We start from the raw sequence: 19,445 nt of genomic DNA, 5'->3' as shown, positions 1-19,445 counted from the left end.
GTGGCGCGCCGTGAGGCGTTGCGCGGTTGCAGCTTGCCGGCGTTCCGGCGGAGCGCATCGCGAAAATTACCACCATTTGCGCCGTCAGGCGCGCCGCCACCCCTCATGTTTCAGGAGGGGGCACCGCTTCGACAACCCCGAGCATGCGCTCGCGGGATCATAGAGGCGCGGGCGTCTGAATCTTTTTCAGCTATCAAAACGCATTCACGATGCGCGTTCGAAAAGCCTAATGATCATAGGCTCGGCGCGGTTCCCGCCACAATTTATCCGGTAAAATTCGAGCGTTCCGCTGAACGGTTGCGCTAATGGTTGCTGTCATAACGCTGTCAGTAACGATGAGGACAGCAATGGTTGACAAAACAGAAACATCGGGACGGAACGTCGTCGATCTCAGGTCCTATCAACAGGCGCGCATGGCCGGTAGAGCTCCGGCAATCTCTGCGCGAACCTGCCGGCATTGCGGCGCCGGATTGATGGACGGCGAATCCGAAGACGATTGTTCCAGCGCCGGGATCAGCGCGGCTGCGCCGATGCCGCGGAAGTTTTACGCGGACTAGAAAGTCCCGCGTGTCTTGGGGGGGGCGCCAGAATGGCGCGGCCCTCAGCATGACCATGTCTCACCTGTCACCGCTGATCAGACGTGCTGGCCGCCATTGATGTGGATTTCGGCGCCGTTCACGTATGAACTCGTTTCCGTACACAGCACATAGATGATCTTGGCGACTTCGTCGGGCGTGCCGAGCCGATGCAGCGGGATCTGCTGATCGACGATGGTCTGCGTGCCCGGCGACAGGATCGAGGTGTCGATCTCGCCCGGCGCAATGGCATTGACGCGGATGCCAAGGCGGCCGAAATCCGACGCCATTTCGCGGGTCAGCGACGCCAGCGCCGCTTTCGATGTGGCATAGGCCGCACCGGCAAACGGATGCACGCGCGAGCCGGCGATCGACGTGACATTCACCACCGAGCCTTTGGCCGCCTTTAACTGCTCGATCAGCCCGCGGGCCATCATGATCGGCGCGAAGAAATTGACGTTGAAGACGTGGCTCCAGGTCGCGACGTCGGTGTCGATCGAGCCCATGCGCGCGCCGCCCTCGGCCTTCGGCGAGATGGCGGCATTGTTGACCAGCGCATGCAGCGCGCCGCCGTTCAGCCGTTCCTTGATGTCGTCGATGGCGCGGACAGTGTCGTCATGATTGGAGAGATCGACCTGGATGTGATCTTCAGGGCCGGCATCCCATGGACAGACTTCCGGAAACGGATGCCGCGAACAGGTCAGCACACGCCAGCCGGCGCTGGAAAAGCGCATCACGGTGGCATGACCGATGCCGCGGCTTGCGCCAGTCAGCAGCATGGTGCGCTTGGGTGCGTTCGATCCTGGATGGTTCACGTGTCTGGTTCTCGTCTCGTTGTCGGCGTTCACGGATACAGTCTCACCTTGGTCCAGGACGTATCTGCTGCCGGGTTGTCGCGGCGGAATTCGATACGGTCGTGCAGGCGGAACGGGCGGTCGTGCCAGAACTCGAAACGAACAGGCGTGACGCGCCATCCGCTCCAGCCTGGCGGACGCGGAACGGCGCCGATCAGGTGCTTGGCGCCTTCCTTGGCGATGGCCTGTTCGAAGGCGAAGCGGCTTTCCAGCGGCTGCGACTGCTTGCTCGCCCAGGCGCCAATCTGGGCCTGTTTCGGGCGGGTCGCGAAATATTCGTCGGCTTCGGCCTCGGTCACGCGGGTCACCGGGCCGCGAATGCGGACCTGCCGGCGTAGCGACTTCCAGTGAAACAGCAGGGCCGCCTTGGGATTGCCGGCGAGCTCCTGGCCCTTCTGGCTGGCGACGTGGCTGTAGAACACGAAGCCGTCGGTGTCATAGCCCTTCATCAGCACCATGCGGACGTCCGGCAGGCCGTCGGCATCGACGGTGGCCAGCGCCATTGCGTTGGGATCGTTGGGCTCGGACGCCTTCGCCTCGGTAAACCACTCGGAAAACAGCGCAAATGGTTCCGCAGCGGCCGTAAAATCACCTGACGTTAACGGAGTTGAGTCTTTGATGGGCGAGGTCGTATCGGTCATGTCCGGAGTTCCGCTTGCGTTGGCCTGTTGTAGAGAGCTTGCTGCTGCCGCTGCATAGGCAAGACCTATATAGGGCACGGCTGCGCATTGGCCTATCGGCCATCTGCCCGCTCGGTGCGGCTTTGACAGCAATTCTTATCGGCAGCACGCTCGGCGGTTGCAGTATGGGCCGGAACGAGTCCGCGCTGGCCAGGATGGAGGGCGGCGACGTCACCGGCTCGATTTCGCCGGCATCGGTCCAGGCCACCAATTACGAGCCCACCGAAGCCGATCTTGTCCTGACGCGGACGGCAGCCTGCGATGTCCTCAGCAAGGGCAGCAAGGATTCCAGCCAGCCCTGGGAAAACCCGTCGACCGGCGCGCGCGGATCGGTGACGCCATTGTCCAGTGCCTACGTCGCGGAAGGCCGCACCTGCAGGGATTTTTTGGCCAGCTATGTCAACGGCACCAGCGAAAGCTGGATGCAAGGTGCTGCCTGTAAGGGGGAGCGCGGCAGCTGGGACGTTCACACGCTGAAACCGTGGAAACGGAGCTAGTTTTCGCCAGCCGGCCGCTTGCAGCCCAGTTGCAAAAATGACACGAAGTCACCAGATGAAGAGCCAGGCGAATTTCGGCCTGCAAACCCAACATGCGGGCCGGGGGCTCGCCTTTTAGTTACCTGAAGGAGAGACGACGGATGCGCGACCCCTATGAGGTCTTGGGGGTGCAGCGGGGCGCCAGCGCTGCGGCGATCAAGAGTGCCTATCGCAAGCTCGCCAAGAAGCATCATCCCGACAACAACAAGGACGATCCGAAGGCCGCCGAGCGGTTTTCGGAAGTGAACTCGGCTAACGAGATCGTTGGCGATGAGGACAAGCGTAAGCAGTTCGACCGCGGCGAGATCGACGCCGAGGGCAAGCCGCGTTTCCAGGGCTTCCCTGGCGGCGGCCGTGCCGGCGCGTCGCAGCGCGGTTTCGAGCATGCCTTCCGCGGCGGTCCCGGAGCACAGCAAGGCTTTCCCGGCGGCGGTGTGGGTGGCGGTTTCGAGGACATCCTCAACAGCATGTTCGGCGGCGCCAGCCCGCGCGGCGCGCGCGCCGGCGCTCAGGGCTTTGAGTTCGACACCGGCGGCTATGCCGGCGGGATGCCCGATCTGGATCTGAACGTCGCCATGACGGTGACGCTGGAAGAGGCCGTGAAGGGCGCCGAGAAGCGCGTGCGCCTCCCGACCGGCAAGGAATTGAACGTCAAGGTGCCGGCCGGCGTTACGTCAGGCCAGCAGATCAGGTTGCGCGGGCAGGGCGAAACCGCGCCCGGTCATCGCCCCGGCGATCTGATGATTACCGTCACCATCGCGCCCCACGCCTATTTCAAGGTGGACGGCAACGACCTGCGCGTCGAGCTGCCGATCACGCTGTACGAAGCCGTGCTGGGAGCCAAGGTGCGTGCACCGACGCTCACCGGCGCCGTGGAGCTTTCAATTCCGAAGAACACGTCGAGCGGACGGGTATTTCGCCTGAAGGGCAAAGGCCTGCCGCTGGCCGGAGGCGCTGCGGGCGATCTCTACTTCACCACCAGGATCATGCTGCCCGACGGCAACGATGCCGAGCTGGAAGCCCTGATGGAGAAGTGGCGCGCCGGACATCCGTATCATCCGCGGAGTGAGTTGGGGTGAGATGAACAGCGATACCTCGCTGTCGTTATCCCCCCACTTTCTCCGTCTGGTCATAGATCTGGCGGGCGACCTGATTGAGCCGGTCCTTGTCGGTCGGGCCTGACACAACATAGCCGACGCCCTTCTCGGCCCAGAACATGGCGCCATCCTTGTCCTGCGCGGCATAGCGCATCTGGGTGGCGTCGGCCTTCGCCGCACGCGACGTGTAGAGCGTGTAGCGCTCGCCCGACGGGCTCTCATACATGAAGAAGGCGGCGGGTGCTTCGGGGCCGGGCAGCAGGCGTCCGCCGACCAGCTTCAAGCCGGCCGCATCCAATTCGGGTGCCTTGATCTCGTAACCGACACGCTTCGACAGCCACTGCTGCAGATGTGCACGTTCGTTCGCGGCGACTTCGACGGGATGCCGGACTTCGACCACATAGGTCCGGTGCGCATCGAGCGCATCCACCGTGAAATTCCGGAACGTCGACGGCGTGGCCGCTGCGCCGCGTGCTAGCCAGCCTGCGCTGCCGCCTGCAACGAAGGCGACCAGCGTGGCCGCGACGGCGCCGTAGATCCAGCGCCTTGGCTGCTGAACCAGTCGCTCGATCCCCAGCCGCTTCGGCACTGTCTCGTCGGCGATCGCATCGTAACGGGCATGCAGCAACTCAGCCATCGCACGCCATGAGGCGACGCGCTCGGCATCGTCGGGATGTGTCGCGAGCCATGCGTCGACATCGGCGCGACGCTCGGCCGGCAATTCATTATCGACGAAGGCGTGCAATTCGTCTTCGGTCACGGAAATGTTCGGTTCGGTCATTACCATCTTTCCTTTAAATCATTTGACCGCGCGCAGCGCCGGGCGCTCGCCGTCGAGATAGGCTTTGACATGGGCGCGGGCGCGCGCGAGGCGCGACATCACAGTGCCGATTGGCACGCCCTGAATGTCGGCGACTTCGCGGTAGCTCAGGCCCTCAAGCATCACGAGCAGCAACACCGAACGCTGCTCTTCGACCAGCGCGGCGAGCGCGCGCGAGATGTCACGGCCTTCGGCTTCGGTGCCGCTGGCATCCGGATTGTTGTCGAACAGTTCGGTGAAGACAGGTTTTCGCGCCAGCGAGCGGCGGCGGTTGCGATTGAGGTTGGTCAGGATCGTATAGAGCCAGCTTCGCAGGTCGCCGCCGATGAACAGTTTCTCGGAGCGCAGCGCGCGCACCAGTGTGTCCTGCACCAGATCGTCGGCGATGTCCGCGTCACGCGCCAGCGCCCGTGCGTAACGGCGGAGCGCCGGGATCATGCTTTCCACGCTCTCGCGAAAGGCGCTCATGCTGTTAGTGCCATGGAGCTGCTGCCATCCGTTGCAATCCTGACGGTATTTTCGGGCGGCCCGCAAATACGCCGCATCCATTATAACACCTTGGCTGGCCGTCTATTCCGGCGTTAAGCCCGAACTGTAAACAGCCGCATAAACCGGCCTTTTGGGCTGTACCGGGCGCAAGTGCTGGTGTACCCCGAAGGCCGGATCGGCACGGTGGCGAAGGCTGCCTGCCAAGCAAACAGGATACGACATGAGCGAAGTTTCAGGCCTGATGAAAGGCAAGCGCGGCGTCATTCTCGGCGTGGCCAACAACCGTTCCATCGCCTGGGGCATCGCCAAGGCATGTCAGGCGCAGGGCGCCGAGATCGCACTGACGTTTCAAGGCGATGCGCTGAAGAAGCGCGTCGAGCCGCTGGCGGCTGAACTCGGCGGCCTCGTGCTCGGCCATTGCGACGTGACCGATGCCTCGACCATCGATGCGGTGTTCGATGTGCTGAAGGAAAAGTGGGGCAAGATCGATTTCGTCGTCCACGCCATCGCCTTTGCCGACAAGGATCAGCTCGACGGCCGTTACATCGAGACCACGCAGGAAAACTTCACCAACAGCATGCTGATCTCGTGCTACTCGCTGACTGCGATCGCGCAGCGCGCCGAGAAGCTGATGACCGACGGCGGCTCAATCATCACGCTGACCTATTACGGCGCCGAGAAGTGGATGCCGCATTACAACGTGATGGGCGTCGCCAAGGCTGCGCTGGAAGCGAGCGTGCGCTACCTCGCGGCCGACCTTGGCGAGAAGAACATCCGCGTCAACGCGATCTCGGCCGGCCCGATCAAGACACTGGCCGCGTCGGGCATCGGCGACTTCCGCTATATCCTGAAGTGGAACGAATATAACGCGCCGTTGCGCAAGAACGTGACGACGGACGAAGTCGGCCAGAGCGCGCTGTATCTCCTGTCCGACATGTCCACGGGTGTTACGGGCGAAGTGCATCACGTCGATGCCGGCTACCATGTCGTCGGCATGAAGCGGCCGGAGTCGCCGGACATCTCGCTTGGCGGCAAGGATTGATTGCTGACGTCCATGCCGAAGCCAACGATCTATTATATTCGCCACGGCCAGACCGAATGGAACGCCGCCGGTCGCTTTCAGGGCTCGAAGGATATTCCGCTCAATGATCTTGGCCGGGAGCAGGCGGCGCATGCCGGCACAGTGCTGAAGGACCTGTTGACGCGCGACGGGCGCAGCAGCGCCGATGTCACATTCGTCTCCAGTCCGCTCGGCCGCGCGCGCAACACCATGGAGCTGGTGCGCGGCAGGCTCGATCTTCCCCACCACGATTATGGCCTCGACGATCGCCTCCGCGAAATCGGCTTCGGGCACTGGGAAGGATTCACGCTGGCCGAGCAGGAAGCAGCGCATCCCGACATTTTCGCGGCGCGCTTGCGCGACAAATGGAGCCTGCCTGCGCCGGGCGGTGAAAGCTATGCCGAAGTGCAACAGCGGATGCGCGAATGGGTTGACGGACTCACGGGCGATACCGTCGCGGTGGCGCATGGCGGCACGGCGCGGGCGCTGATGGTTGCGCTGGGTTATGAGACGCCGGACGGCGTCAGCGAAATGCCGATCCAGCAGGGCTCGGTCTATGTGTTCAATGCCGACGGGATGGACAAGTTTAGTTAAGGATTTCCGCCGACCGGGAGCGATTTGACCCCTCGGACGGCCCGCGTTACGACATCTGCTCAATCAGCGAGCGCCCCATGTCCCACAATACCTTCGGCCATATGTTCCGCGTCACCACCTTTGGCGAGAGCCACGGGGTGGCGATCGGCTGCGTGGTCGATGGCTGTCCGCCGCTGATCCCGCTGGATGTCGCCGAGATCCAGGCTGATCTCGATCGCCGCCGTCCCGGCCAGTCGCGCTTCACCACGCAGCGCCAGGAGGCCGATGCGGTCAAGATCCTGTCCGGCGTGATGGCGCATCCGGAGACCGGCGTGCAGGTCACGACGGGCACGCCGATTGCGCTGCTGATCGAGAATACCGACCAGCGCTCGAAGGACTATTCGGACATCAAGGACAAGTTTCGTCCGGGCCATGCCGACTTTACCTATGAAGCCAAATACGGGCTGCGCGATTATCGCGGCGGTGGCCGTTCGTCGGCCCGCGAGACGGCGACGCGCGTGGCCGCTGGCGCCATCGCACGCAAGGTCGTACCGGGGATGACGGTGCGAGCGGCCCTGGTTCAGATGGGCCCGCACAAGATCGACCGCGGCAACTGGGACTGGGACGAGGTCGCCCGTAACCCGTTCTTCTGTCCAGACAAGGACAAGGCCGCGTTCTTCGAAGGTTATCTCGACGGCATCCGGAAGTCGGGCTCGTCGATCGGTGCGGTGATTGAGGTGATCGCCGAGGGCGTTCCGGCGGGATTGGGCGCGCCCATTTACGCCAAACTCGACGGTGATCTCGCCGCAGCGCTGATGAGCATCAATGCGGTCAAGGGCGTCGAGATCGGCGATGGTTTTGGCGCCGCGGCATTGTCCGGTGAGGACAATGCGGACGAGATGCGCATGACCAATCACGGCCCGTCATTCCTCTCCAACCATGCCGGCGGCATCCTCGGTGGCATTTCCACCGGCCAGCCGGTGGTCGCGCGTTTTGCGGTGAAGCCGACCTCGTCGATCCTGTCCCCGCGCAAGACCGTGAATCGCAGCGGTGCCGACACGGATATCCTGACCAAGGGCCGTCACGATCCCTGCGTCGGCATTCGCGCCGTGCCTGTGGCCGAAGCCATGGCCGCCTGTGTGCTCGCCGATCATTTCATTAGGCATCGCGGGCAGGTCGGCTAGACTTGCATGACTGACCGCAACCCGCGTTCGCGCGAGTTTGAAAGTGCCAGCCATGTTGCCCGACAAGCTCGGAGAGATTACCGACTGGCTCAGCGACGGCGCGCGGTCTGCGCCGACGCCTTCAGGCATGATGGCGGAATGCTGCGAGCGGCTCGTCGCTGCGGGTCTGCCGCTGTATCGTGTCGGTGTGTTCATCCGCACATTGCACCCGGAAATCTTCGGCCGCAATTTCATCTGGCGTCCGGATACCGGTGTTGTCATGACGTCGGTCGATTTCGATATTCAGTCGGCGCCTGAATTCCTCGCAAGCCCACTTGCGCTCGTCTTCCTTGAAGGCATTGAGGTCAGAAGCCGACTTGATGAGCCATCGAGCAAATCATTTCCGTTTTTCGACGATATGCGGGCGGAAGGGGTCACCGACTATATCGCGCTCCCGCTGACCTTCGTCGACAACATGCTTCACGCATCGAGTTGGACCACCAAGCAGCCGGGCGGATTCACCGACGAGCAGATTGCGGCCCTGAAGACGGTGCTGCCGACGCTGGCGCGGTTGATCGAAGTCATCGGTATGCGGCGGATCACGATGACATTGCTCGATACCTATGTCGGTAACCGCGCCGGTGGGCGTATTCTCGGTGGCCAGATCCGACGCGGCCATACCGAGACCATGCGCGCCGCGATCTGGCTGTCCGACCTGCGCGGCTTTACGGCGCTATCGGACCGGTTGCCGCCGGAAAGTGTGGTCGAGATCCTGAATCACTATTTCGATTGTCAGGTGCCTGCGATCCTCAAACATGGCGGCGAGGTGCTCAAATTCATGGGCGACGGCCTGCTGGCCGTGTTTCCTATTGCCGAGGACGATGCAGATCGTTCGACGGTTTGCAGTCACGCACTGGAGGCGGCCCGTGAAGCCAGCGCTGCCGTCGAAGCGCTGCGCTGGTCGGATCGCGTAGCAGGTACCGAGGAGCGCTTCCGTTTCGGTCTGGCGCTGCATGTCGGTAAGGTTCTCTACGGCAATATCGGCGGCGGCAACCGGCTCGATTTCACCTGTATCGGCCCGGCGGTGAACCTCGCCGCACGCCTGGAGAAGATCGCCGGAAATCTCCAGCGTACCATCGTCGCGTCGGAGGCCTTTGCCGGAGCGATCGAGGCGGACTGGACCGCGCTCGGTGAATTCCCGATTGCCGGCTTCGCCAAGGCGGAGCGCGTTTACGGGTTGGCTGATGAGTCCGGCTCGCGAATTTCGCCCTCATCGTGAGGAGTACGCGGTCGCGTATTATTCTTCCGGCTCGGTCGTGAATAGTAGGGGATAGCCCTTGGCGCGGCCGGCGTCTGTCGCGCGGGTCGCCTTGGTCTCGGCGACGTCCCGGGTGAACACGGCGACGACGCAGACGCCGCGCTGATGCGCGGTCATCATCACCTTGGCGGCCTGGTCCTCGGACATGCGGAACTCCGCCTTCAGCACCCGCACGACGAATTCGCGCGGTGTGAAGTCGTCATTGACGAGGATGACCTTGTACAATTTCGGCCGCTCGACCTTCGGCTTGGCCTTGATCGTCGGCTTGATGACGGTGTCGGGCATGGCAACTCACGCGGGCGGAGCATACGGCCTTCAATATAATGGCACCACCAGCGACTGTCGATCAGCCGAGCCATTTATCCAGGCGCGCTGCTTCCCTGACTTGATTGTGAACATGCCCGCGGGTTCCTGCTTTGCGGCTCGTCATTTGCGTGTCACCATTCGATTATCAACGGGAGGGCCGCTATGCGCTGGTGTGTCTCGATTGGAGCGTTACTCGTCGCGGGAGCGATGGCCGGCGGCGACGTCGCGAGCATGGCGGCGACAGGCTCAAAAGCGCAATTTGTCCAGAGCAAGCAGGACCCGGTGGTCGATGTCGAGCTGGTTCTGGCGGTCGACGTCTCCTATTCAATGGACATGGACGAGCTGGCGATCCAGCGCGAGGGCTATGCCCAGGCCATTGTCTCCAAGGAATTCCTCGCCGCGCTCAAGAGCGGCCCCACCGGCAAGATCGCCGTCACTTATTTCGAATGGGCGGCCTCCAACGATCAGAAGGTCATCATCCCGTGGCGTGTCATTGACGGGCCTGAGTCTGCCGATGCGGTGGCATCCGAAATCATGAAGACGCCGATCCGTCGGGCGTCGCGTACCTCGATCTCGGGCGCGATCAATTTTGCCATGCCGCTGTTCGATGCAAACGAGTTGCATGGCCTGCGCCGGGTCATCGATATCTCGGGTGACGGTCCCAACAACAATGGCGGGCCGGTGACGATCGCGCGCGACGAGGCGATCGGCAAAGGCATCGTCATCAATGGCCTGCCGATCATGGCGAAAGAACTGTCCTATTCGACCATGGATATCGAGAACCTCGATCTCTATTACGAGGATTGCGTGATCGGCGGCGCGGGCTCCTTCGTCGTGCCGATCAAGGAGCGCGACAAATTCAAGGAAGCGATCCGCACCAAGCTGGTGATGGAAGTCGCCGGTCTGATGCCGGAGCCGCGCGCGATTCCTGTCGCCAACACAAGCAGGGAGCCGCGCGTGAATTGCCTGATTGGCGAGAAGATCTGGCAGGATCGCTGGGGTCGTTAAGTCCCGCTAGCGGTCGGCCTGCGCGATGGCGTGGAAGAACGTGCCGGTAACATGGCCGCGCCGTCCGCCACGTTCCGCCATGGGCTCGTTTTGTGCATTCCGGAGATCCACCAGCGGTTCATCGCGGCCCAGGTCGATCAGCGACGCGTAGTGAAATTCGTGGCCGCGGACGAGCGATCCCTTTGATCCGATCGGACTGTCGGATAGCAATTGCGCCTCGCGATAGCCGAGATGCAGGCGCCGCTTGTGGAAGCTCGTGGTATGGCCGAGTAAGCCCGTCATTGCGTGCCGGTTGCCGTCGGCGTCTTCGAGGCCTTCACCGAGCACCATATAGCCACCGCACTCGCCATGGACCGAACCTGTCAGTGCAAAGCGCACCAGTCCGTTTCGGAATGTCTGCGCAGATGCGAGAGTCGCCGCGTGAAGTTCGGGATAGCCACCGGGCAGCCAGCAGGCATCGCAATCATCTGGCGGCGCTTCATTGGCGAGCGGTGAGAAAGGCACGATCTCCGCGCCGGCACTGCGCCAGCCATCGATCAGGTGCGGATAGATGAAGGTGAATGCGGCATCGACGGCAAGGGCAATGCGCTGACCGGGCGGCGGCAATGCCGGCACGGCATTGCGTGTTGGCTGCCGCTCGATCGGCGCGGCCAGCGCAATGATCGCATCAAGATCGAGATGTCTCTCCGCCATGTCTGCGAGAACGGCGATCCGCGTGGCAAGGTCGCCGTGTTCGCCGGCCTGGATCAGGCCGAGATGGCGTTCCGGCAGCGCCAGCGTTGCGTCGCGCGGGATGGCGCCGACAACGGGGATGCCGAGCGGCGCGATGGCATCCGTGATGAGGCGGCGGTGTCGGTCAGAGCCAACGCGGTTCAGGATCACGCCGGCAACGCACACCTCAGGGTGATGGCTGGCGAAGCCGCGCACCATGGCGGCGGCCGATTGCGATTGCGCCGTGACATCGAGCACCAGCAGCACCGGCAATTTGAAGCGCGCGGCGATACTGGCGCTGCTGCCATCACGATCGGCCACGTCGGGTACGCCATCGAACAGGCCCATGACGCCTTCGACCACCAGCAGATCGGCGGTCGTTGTGGCACCGGCCATCAGCGCATGCAGCAGTGGCGGAGGCATCGTCCAGCTGTCGAGATTGATGCAAGGCGCGTCGGTGGCAACCCTATGAAAGGCGGGGTCGATATAATCAGGCCCGGCCTTGGCGGCACGCAGCACCATGCCGCGTCGTCCGAGCGCGGCGAGCAGGCCGAGCGTGACGGTGGTCTTGCCCGCGCCGGATCGCGCCGCGGAAACCAGCAGGCCGGCCGTCATGATGGAATGATCTGCGACATCGCCGCGGATTACCGCGGCGGATGCGGGGCCGCAAGAGTGCGGTCTAGGCCGAGGCCTTTTCCTTCTTCGGCCAGTACTTGTCGCGCAGATGGCGCTTCACCAGCTTGCCGGTGGGCGTGCGCGGCAATTCGGACTCGAAGTCGATGCTCTTCGGGCATTTGATCGGGGACAGGTGTTTGCGGCAGTACAAGATCAGTTCGGCTTCCAGCGCCTTGCCGGCGCGGCTCATGTCGTGCGGCTGCACCACGGCCTTGACCTCTTCGCCCATCTCCTCGTTTGGCACGCCGAACACGGCGACGTCGGCGATATCCGGATGGGTGATAAGAACGTCCTCCGTCTCCTGCGGGTAGATGTTCACGCCGCCGGAAATGATCATGTAGGACTTGCGGTCGGTGAGATAGAGGAAGCCTTCGTCATCGAGATAGCCGACATCGCCAAGCGTGGACCAGCCGCGGGAATTATAGGCGCGCTTCGTCTTCTCGGGATCGTTGTGATAGGTGAATTGCGGGGCGTCGGCAAAATAGACTGTGCCGATTTCGCCAACCGGGAGTTCCTGATCCTCTTCGTTGAGAATCTTGATGACGCCGGTGACGGCTTTGCCCACCGTGCCGCGATGCGACAACCACTGTTGCGAGTTGGACACGGTGACGCCGTTGCCCTCGGAGCCGGCGTAATATTCGATCAGGATCGGTCCCCACCAGTCGATCATGCGCGCCTTGACCTCAACCGGGCAGGGGGCTGCAGCATGGATCGCGCCGTTCAGTGACGACACATCGTATTTCAATCGGACTTCGTCGGGCAGTTTCAGCATCCGCACGAACATGGTTGGCACCAGTTGAGACTGGGTGATCTTGTGCGTCTCGACCAGCTTGAGGAACTCCTCGGCGTCGAAATGCTCCATGATCACCGAGGTGCCACCGAGCGTAATCGCCATCATGTTGAAGCGCAAAGGTGCGGCGTGATAGAGCGGCGCTGGCGACAGATAGACGCTGTCCGATGTCATGCCGCACATATCGGCGCAGAGCCTTTTCAAGAACGGATTCGGCACGTCGATCGGGTTGTTCTCCGATGCGCGCTTGATGCCTTTTGGCCGGCCCGTTGTGCCCGACGAATACAGCATGTCGTAGCCGGCGACTTCATCCGGGATTGGCGTGCCGGGCTGTGCGGCCAGCGCCTCCTGCCAGTTGCGGAAGCCGGGACGGGAGCCATCGACGATATAGAACACCGGCGCATCGGCGCCGTCGGTGATCAGCGGCGCCACCACGTCGGCGCATTTCTCGGAGGTGATGACGACGCGTGCGCCGCAGTCTTTCACGATATAGGCGATCTCGTCTTGCGTGAGGTAACGGCTGATCGCCGTGTAATAAAGCCCCGCGCGCTGGGCCGCCCAGCAGATCTCCATGAAGTCGAGCCGGTTTTCCATCAAGAGCGCGACATGATCGCCGGCCTTCAGACCCAACGAGCGAAACAGCTGCGCGCCACGATTGGAGCGTTCGTCGAGTTCGCGATAGGTGAGCGCCTGACCGGAACCGGCCATGCGATAGGCAATCTTGTCGGGATTGGTCTTCGCGTGAATCGACGGATGCGTCATGGAGAATTCCTTGGTGTTTCCTCGTAGACCGGCGGATTTTTCCGCTCGTGGTAGTTTAGAATAGTTTGGGCGGATGGGACGTGGCGAGCAGTGGAACGGTCTTGTGCCGGTTATCCACGCGCTGGTCACCATCCGCCGGTTGGAATCGTTACAGGCGCTCCACGATTGTCACGTTGGCCATGCCGCCGCCTTCGCACATGGTCTGCAGCCCGTAGCGCTTGTTGTTCTGCTGGAGCGCGTGCACGAGCGTGGTCATCAGCTTGGTGCCGGAGCCGCCGAGCGGATGGCCGAGCGCGATGGCGCCACCATTGACGTTGAGGCGCTTCGGATCGGCGCCGGTGGCCTTCAACCAGGCGGTTGGAATTGAGGCGAAGGCTTCGTTGACTTCGAACAGGTCGATGTCGTCGATCTTCATCCCGGCCTTTTCGAGCGCGCGCTTGGTGGCGGGCAGGGGTGCTTCCAGCATGATCACGGGATCGCCGCCCATCATGGTCATATGGTGGATGCGTGCCATCGGCTTGACGCCGAGCTGCTTGAGACCCTTTTCGTTGACGACCATCACGCCCGACGCGCCGTCGCAGATCTGGCTGGCGGATGCTGCGGTGAGCTTGCCGTTCTCGGCGATCAGCTTGACGCCTCGGATGCCGTCCAGCGTCGCATCGAAACGGATGCCTTCGTCGATGTGATGCGTATCCGTGGTGCCATCCGCGCGGGTGATCTGCAGCGGTATGATCTCGTCCTTGAAGCGGCCGGCTTCGGTCGCGGCAATGGCGCGTTGGTGGCTCTCATAGGCGTACTGGTCGAGTTCATCCTTGGTCAGCCCGTATTTCGCGGCGACCATCTCGGCCCCGGTGAACTGATTGAACTGGATGTTGGGATAGCGCGCTTCCATGCCGGGGCTCTTGTAGTGGCCCATGCCGGCTTTTGCGGCGAGGATGCTCGGCGAGCCCATCGGCACGCGGGTCATGCTCTCGACGCCCGCGGCGATCACGATATCCATGGAGCCGGCCATCACGGCCTGGGCGGCGAAATGCAGCGCCTGCTGGGAGGAACCGCACTGGCGATCGATCGAGGTGCCCGGCACGCTTTCCGGCAGCTTCGAGGCCAGCACGGCATTTCGCGCGACGTTCACGGCCTGCTCGCCACCCTGGCCGACACAGCCCATGATGACGTCTTCAACCGAGGCGGGATCTGCGCCGGTGCGCTCCACCAATGCGTTCAGGACCGAAGCTGCGAGATCGGCCGGATGCCAACCAGCTAAACGGCCACCTTTGCGGCCACCAGCGGTGCGTGCAGCGGCGACGATATAGGCCTCGGCCATGGCGTTTCTCCCTTATTTGGCTTATTTTGATGGCTTGTCGGTGCGCGGGATTTAAGTTGCCGCGGAGAGTTTAGTCAATCGGTCAATTAACTCTTGAGTGCGGGTGATTGTTCGTATTATCTGCGCCTCGAATGGCACCGACTGTGAACCCCAGCACCTCCGTGAAAACCGCCGTCGGCCGTAATCCGACGGCCGATAAGTTGCTGCTCGCGGCAAGCGAACTCATGATCGCCAGCAACTCCATCGAGGTGTCGCTGAGCGAGATTGCGCAGCAGTCGGGTGTGAACGCCGCGCTGGTGAAATATCATTTCGGCAACAAGGACGGCCTGCTGCTGGCGCTGCTTGCGCGCGACGCCGCCACCGAGATGACCAATCTGGAATATCTGCTGGCGCAGCCGATCTCGGCCACCGCAAAACTGCGGCTGCATATCGCCGGCATAATCAAGGCCTATTACCAGTTTCCCTACATGAACCGGCTGATCCACTACTTGCTGCACGAGAGCAGCAACGAGGCGGCCGACGAGGTCTCGAAGTTCTTCGTGGGGCCGCTGCTCGGCTTCCATCGCCGTCTGCTGGCGGAAGGACTCGAAGCTGGCGAATTCCGCAAGGTCGATCCGGTGCTGTTCTACACCAGCCTGATCGGTGCCTGCGACAACCTGTTTTTCAGCCGTCATGCCATGTCGCGCGCCATTGGCGTCGGCCCGGTGACGGATGAAGTTTGCCGCGACTACGTCGCCCATATGGAGGCGATGTTGCTCGGCGGAATCTTGACAAACAAGAAGGCCGCAAAGGCCTGACACAGAGCTAAGAAGAAACGGCCCCAAGGAAAGACTACCAAGAAAATTCAAGAACGTTTGGAAACGCCCAAGGAACCAAATTCAAGAATAACAAAACAAGAAAACGCCCAAGGACCTCTTCTTCTTCTTCTTTTTCTTCGCGACCCAAAAATTCAAGAAACGATCAGAAACGCCCAAGGAAAGGCATACTCCATGCAGTTGAAAGACGTAGCCGTATTCATCACCGGCGGTGGCTCGGGACTGGGCGCCGCGACCGCGCGCGCGATGGCTGCCAAGGGCGCCAAGGTTGCCGTGTTCGATCGCGCGCAGGACAATGCTGAGAAGGTCGCCGCCGAAGTGAAGGGCGTTGCCACCGTCGGCGACGTCACCAGCGAAAACGACGTCAAGGCGGCGCTCGCCAAGGCAGCCGCTGCGCACGGCACCGCGCGCGTGCTGGTGAACTGCGCCGGCATCGGCGGTTCGCAGCGCATCGTCGGCAAGCAGGGCGTCTATCCGCTCGAGAAGTTCACCAATGTCATCATGGTCAACCTCGTCGGCACCTTCAACTGCCTGCGTCTGTTCGCCGAACAGCTCGTCACGCAGGACGCCATCGGCGAAGAGCGCGGTGTTATCATCAACACCGCCAGCGTCGCGGCCTATGAAGGCCAGATCGGCCAGATCGCCTATGCTGCATCGAAGGGCGGCGTCGTCGGTCTGACACTGCCGGCCGCGCGCGATCTGTCGTCGCAGAAGATCCGCGTCAACACCATTGCGCCGGGCCTGTTCCTGACGCCGCTGCTGATGGGCCTCAACGAAGAAGCCCGCGCCAGCCTGGGCGCGCAGGTGCCGCATCCGGCCCGCCTCGGCGACGCTTCGGAATACGGTAACCTCGCGGTCCACATGGTCGAGAACCCGATGCTGAACGGCGAGACCATCCGTCTCGACGGCGCCATCCGTATGGCTCCGCGGTAGTCGTTACCCTTCTTCCCCTCTCCCCACCCGAAGCGAAGCTTCGCTTCGTGCGGGGAGAGGGCACCAATACAAGCGCCGGCAAGGCGACCTACGAGGCTGGGACGGAGTTGGCGTTGTGACCTCACCTTTGCTGATCGAACACGACGACGGCGTGGACCGGGTGACGCTCAATCGCCCGGACAATCTCAACGCGCTCGATCCGGCTCTGATCGATGCATTGAACGACTACTTCGAAAGCCTGCAGCGCAACCGCAAGACGCGTGTCGTGGTTCTCAAGGGCGCCGGCGCCAATTTTTGCGCCGGGCTCGACCTCAAGCACGCGATGGCAGCGCGCTCCGGCCAGAACGCACCGCGCACGGTTACCGAGTCCCTGGATTCCCAGCGCCGCATCGCCGACATCGTGATGCTGATGCGGCGTTGCCCGCAGCCGATCATCGCACTGGTGCAGGGCGCTGCCGCTGGTGGCGGTTTCGCACTGGCGCTGGCCGCCGACATCCGTATTGCCGCGAAGTCGGCGCGGATGAACTGCGCCTTCATCAAGCTCGGGCTAGGCGGCTGTGACATCGGCTCCAGCTATTTCCTGCCGCGCCTCGTCGGCGTCTCTGTTGCCTCTGAATTGATCCTCACCGGCCGTTTCATCCACGCCGATCGTGCGCTTGCCGTCGGGCTGGTGTCCGAAGTGGTCGATGACGGCGAGCTCGAGGCCGCAGCCGCGCCCTATGTCGACGCCATGATGACCGCGTCGCCGGTAGGGCTGCGGCTGTCGAAGGAATGTATCAATATGTCCGTCGATGCCGGCTCCATCGAGGCCGTCATCGCCATGGAAGATCGCAATCAGGTGCTGTGCAGCCGCTCGGAGGACTTCGAGGAAGGCATTCGCGCATTCATCGAGAAACGAAAGCCGGTTTACGTCACACGTTAAAGCATGATCTCACGCAGCGAATACAAGGTCCGGCAAACGAGACCATGGTTCGACAAGAACGGTTTTGGGAGAAACCACATGAACGCGCAGGCTGCCGCGGTGCTGACAAAGCCCGCCTTCCGCAAGATCCACTGGATGGAGCGCGACATCGATGTCGAGCGTCGCACGGATGGCGTGATTGTCATGAAGTCGCGCGTGCCGCTGATGGCCTATGAGACGCATCTTCCGGCCTCGCTGGCGAAATGGGCGAAGGAGCGTCCCGATCACACCTGGCTGGCGCAGCGCGCCGATGCGGATCGGCAGTGGCGCAATCTCAGCTATGCCGAAGCCAAGCGCACGGTGGATTCGCTGACCCAGGCGCTGCTCGACATGAAGCTTGAGGCGGATCGCCCCATCGCAATTCTCTCGGGAAATTCCATCGAACACGCGCTGATGACCCAGGCCGCGATGCAGGCGCGCCATCCCGCAGCGCCGGTGTCGCCGGCTTATTCACTGATGAGCCAGGATCACGCCAAGCTTAAATATCTGTTCGACCTGATCAAGCCGGTCGCAGTGATGGTGCAGGACGGTCCGACCTTTCAGAAGGCGCTCGATGCGCTGGATCTGACCGATATCAAGATCGTGCATGTCGGGCGTGCGCCCGAAGGCATCGCCAGCACGGCCTACGCCGACATGGCCGCGACCAAGGTGACGCCGGCGGTCGATGCATCCATTGCGCAGATCACACCCGACACCGTCGGAAAGCTGCTGTTCACTTCAGGCTCTACGGGGATGCCCAAGGCGGTCATCAACACCCAGCGCATGATGACCGCCAATGCGGCGCAGATGATGCAGACCCGCCCGCGCGATCCCAATGCGCAGCCCCCGGTCTATCTCGACTGGATGCCGTGGAATCACACCATGGGCGGCAATGCGCTGTTCAACCCGCTGCTGATCGACGGCGGCACGCTCTATATCGATGACGGCCGGCCGATGCCCGGCATGATCGACGAGACGCTGCGCAATCTGCGCGAGATCTCGCCGACCTACTACGCCAACGTCCCGGCGGGCTATGCGGCCATCGCCAGCGCCATGGAGAAGGACGATGCGCTGGCGCGGTCGTTTTTCAAGAATATGACGCTGATGGGCTATGGCGGCGCGCGGCTGCCGGACGATCTCTACGACCGGATGGAAGCGCTGGCCGTGCGCGCCACCGGCACCCGCATCGTGTTCTATACCGGCTGGGGCTGCACCGAGACGGCGCCGACCTCGACCGGCACCTATTGGGACACCGAGCGCGTCGGCCTGATCGGCCTGCCGTTCCCCGGCGTCGAATTGAAGATGGTGCCGGTGGATTCGAAATACGAACTCAGGCTGCGCGGCGTCAATGTGATGCCCGGTTACTATCGCCAGCCCGATCTCACCAAGGCAGCCTTCGACGAGGAAGGCTTCTACAAGATCGGCGATGCCGGCATCTTCGTCGATGACAACGATCCAGTGCAGGGCCTGATCTTTTCCGGCCGGGTAGTGGAAGATTTCAAGCTCACGACCGGTACCTTCGTGCATGTCGGCTCGCTGCGTACCGATGCCATCGCCGCGGCGACACCGGTGGTGCAGGATGCGCTGATCACCGGGCAGGATCGCCCGTATATCGGCATGCTCGCCTGGCCCAATCTGCCTGCCTGCCGCATCATGATCGGCGAGCCTGACGCGAGCTTTGCTGACGTCGTGAAACATCCCGCCGTGCTCGCCAGCCTCAAGAACGGTCTGCAGGCCCACAACGCGTCCTGCGAGGGCGCCAGCAGCCGGCGCATCGCGCGCGCGATGTTCATGGTCGAGCCGGCGTCCATCGATGGTAACGAACTCACCGACAAGGGCTACATCAACCAGCGCGCCGGTCTCGAGCGCCGTGCTGCACTGGTCGCGCAGCTTTACGCCGAACATCCCGGCGAAGACGTGATGGTGCTGAATTGAGGATGACGATCCGTAGGATGGGTAGAGCGTAGCGAAACCCATCAACTGCAAACACCGCCGCGATGGGTTTCGCGAAAAAACGCT

At 62.6% G+C, this 19,445-nt stretch carries 19 protein-coding genes; 11 read left to right on the top strand and 8 right to left on the bottom strand.

Annotated elements, in window-relative coordinates:
* Positions 1–634: 634 nt before the first annotated feature.
* Together ACEK02_RS26210 and pdxH are read right to left on the bottom strand one after the other, a co-directional pair.
* Positions 635–1,354, bottom strand: coding sequence for an SDR family NAD(P)-dependent oxidoreductase (locus tag ACEK02_RS26210; protein WP_371424424.1), 720 nt, complete (start codon positions 1,352–1,354; stop codon positions 635–637).
* 65 nt (positions 1,355–1,419) lie between these two features.
* Positions 1,420–2,070 carry a pyridoxamine 5'-phosphate oxidase gene (gene pdxH, locus ACEK02_RS26205; RefSeq protein WP_371424414.1) on the bottom strand — a complete coding sequence of 217 codons (651 nt, stop codon included), beginning with the start codon at positions 2,068–2,070 and terminating at the stop codon, positions 1,420–1,422.
* Positions 2,071–2,192: 122 nt separating this feature from the next.
* Here pdxH and ACEK02_RS26200 point away from each other — a divergent pair, with 122 nt between their 5' ends.
* Both ACEK02_RS26200 and ACEK02_RS26195 read left to right on the top strand, forming a co-directional pair.
* Positions 2,193–2,606: an RT0821/Lpp0805 family surface protein gene (locus tag ACEK02_RS26200; protein ID WP_371424413.1), complete on the top strand. Its 414-nt coding sequence runs from the start codon at positions 2,193–2,195 to the stop codon at positions 2,604–2,606.
* A 140-nt stretch (positions 2,607–2,746) separates the two neighbouring features.
* The gene (locus tag ACEK02_RS26195; protein ID WP_371424412.1) at positions 2,747–3,724 is read left to right on the top strand and encodes a DnaJ C-terminal domain-containing protein; all 978 of its coding nucleotides are present in this window, start codon (positions 2,747–2,749) and stop codon (positions 3,722–3,724) included.
* 25 nt (positions 3,725–3,749) lie between these two features.
* On the opposite strand, the gene ACEK02_RS26190 is transcribed toward ACEK02_RS26195, so the two are convergent.
* Both ACEK02_RS26190 and ACEK02_RS26185 read right to left on the bottom strand, forming a co-directional pair.
* Positions 3,750–4,523, bottom strand: a complete 774-nt coding sequence (locus ACEK02_RS26190; protein ID WP_371424411.1) for an anti-sigma factor — start codon at positions 4,521–4,523, stop codon at positions 3,750–3,752.
* A gap of 18 nt (positions 4,524–4,541) precedes the next feature.
* On the bottom strand, positions 4,542–5,030 hold the full coding sequence (locus ACEK02_RS26185; protein ID WP_371424410.1) for a sigma-70 family RNA polymerase sigma factor: 489 nt from the start codon (positions 5,028–5,030) through the stop codon (positions 4,542–4,544).
* A 241-nt stretch (positions 5,031–5,271) separates the two neighbouring features.
* Between ACEK02_RS26185 and fabI the strand changes: the two genes are divergently transcribed.
* The 4 genes from fabI to ACEK02_RS26165 all read left to right on the top strand — a co-directional run bounded on the left by fabI (position 5,272) and on the right by ACEK02_RS26165 (position 9,126).
* On the top strand, positions 5,272–6,093 hold the full coding sequence (gene fabI, locus ACEK02_RS26180; protein WP_371424409.1) for an enoyl-ACP reductase FabI: 822 nt from the start codon (positions 5,272–5,274) through the stop codon (positions 6,091–6,093).
* A gap of 12 nt (positions 6,094–6,105) precedes the next feature.
* On the top strand, positions 6,106–6,705 hold the full coding sequence (locus tag ACEK02_RS26175) for a histidine phosphatase family protein (RefSeq protein ID WP_371424408.1): 600 nt from the start codon (positions 6,106–6,108) through the stop codon (positions 6,703–6,705).
* Between the two features lie 77 nt (positions 6,706–6,782).
* Entirely contained in the window at positions 6,783–7,868 is a 1,086-nt protein-coding gene (aroC, locus tag ACEK02_RS26170; RefSeq protein ID WP_371424407.1) for a chorismate synthase, read from the top strand.
* Between the two features lie 52 nt (positions 7,869–7,920).
* Positions 7,921–9,126 (top strand): adenylate/guanylate cyclase domain-containing protein, encoded by a 1,206-nt coding sequence (locus ACEK02_RS26165; RefSeq protein WP_371424423.1) that lies wholly within the window; start codon positions 7,921–7,923, stop codon positions 9,124–9,126.
* A gap of 18 nt (positions 9,127–9,144) precedes the next feature.
* Here the strand turns inward: ACEK02_RS26165 and clpS are convergent, their stop codons facing one another.
* Positions 9,145–9,450, bottom strand: coding sequence for an ATP-dependent Clp protease adapter ClpS (clpS, locus tag ACEK02_RS26160; protein ID WP_371424406.1), 306 nt, complete (start codon positions 9,448–9,450; stop codon positions 9,145–9,147).
* Positions 9,451–9,633: 183 nt separating this feature from the next.
* Here clpS and ACEK02_RS26155 point away from each other — a divergent pair, with 183 nt between their 5' ends.
* Positions 9,634–10,479, top strand: coding sequence for a DUF1194 domain-containing protein (locus ACEK02_RS26155; RefSeq protein ID WP_371424405.1), 846 nt, complete (start codon positions 9,634–9,636; stop codon positions 10,477–10,479).
* A gap of 6 nt (positions 10,480–10,485) precedes the next feature.
* On the opposite strand, the gene ACEK02_RS26150 is transcribed toward ACEK02_RS26155, so the two are convergent.
* The 3 genes from ACEK02_RS26150 to ACEK02_RS26140 all read right to left on the bottom strand — a co-directional run bounded on the left by ACEK02_RS26150 (position 10,486) and on the right by ACEK02_RS26140 (position 14,738).
* On the bottom strand, positions 10,486–11,805 hold the full coding sequence (locus tag ACEK02_RS26150) for a cobyrinate a,c-diamide synthase (RefSeq protein ID WP_371424404.1): 1,320 nt from the start codon (positions 11,803–11,805) through the stop codon (positions 10,486–10,488).
* A 64-nt stretch (positions 11,806–11,869) separates the two neighbouring features.
* Positions 11,870–13,417 (bottom strand): acyl-CoA synthetase, encoded by a 1,548-nt coding sequence (locus tag ACEK02_RS26145; protein WP_371424403.1) that lies wholly within the window; start codon positions 13,415–13,417, stop codon positions 11,870–11,872.
* A gap of 148 nt (positions 13,418–13,565) precedes the next feature.
* Positions 13,566–14,738, bottom strand: a complete 1,173-nt coding sequence (locus ACEK02_RS26140; RefSeq protein WP_371424402.1) for an acetyl-CoA C-acetyltransferase — start codon at positions 14,736–14,738, stop codon at positions 13,566–13,568.
* A gap of 131 nt (positions 14,739–14,869) precedes the next feature.
* Here ACEK02_RS26140 and ACEK02_RS26135 point away from each other — a divergent pair, with 131 nt between their 5' ends.
* The 4 genes from ACEK02_RS26135 to ACEK02_RS26120 all read left to right on the top strand — a co-directional run bounded on the left by ACEK02_RS26135 (position 14,870) and on the right by ACEK02_RS26120 (position 19,361).
* The gene (locus tag ACEK02_RS26135; protein ID WP_371424401.1) at positions 14,870–15,535 is read left to right on the top strand and encodes a TetR family transcriptional regulator; all 666 of its coding nucleotides are present in this window, start codon (positions 14,870–14,872) and stop codon (positions 15,533–15,535) included.
* Between the two features lie 192 nt (positions 15,536–15,727).
* The gene (locus tag ACEK02_RS26130; protein ID WP_371424400.1) at positions 15,728–16,486 is read left to right on the top strand and encodes an SDR family NAD(P)-dependent oxidoreductase; all 759 of its coding nucleotides are present in this window, start codon (positions 15,728–15,730) and stop codon (positions 16,484–16,486) included.
* Positions 16,487–16,601: 115 nt separating this feature from the next.
* Positions 16,602–17,408, top strand: a complete 807-nt coding sequence (locus tag ACEK02_RS26125) for an enoyl-CoA hydratase/isomerase family protein (RefSeq protein WP_371424399.1) — start codon at positions 16,602–16,604, stop codon at positions 17,406–17,408.
* Between the two features lie 78 nt (positions 17,409–17,486).
* Complete coding sequence (locus ACEK02_RS26120; RefSeq protein ID WP_371424398.1) at positions 17,487–19,361, top strand: AMP-binding protein; 1,875 nt, start codon at positions 17,487–17,489, stop codon at positions 19,359–19,361.
* Positions 19,362–19,445 lie beyond the last annotated feature (84 nt).

Source organism: Tardiphaga sp. (assembly GCF_041424195.1).
Lineage (GTDB): Bacteria > Pseudomonadota > Alphaproteobacteria > Rhizobiales > Xanthobacteraceae > Tardiphaga.
Note: the sequence above shows the minus strand (reverse complement) of the source record. Positions and strands in the feature narration are given on the sequence as shown.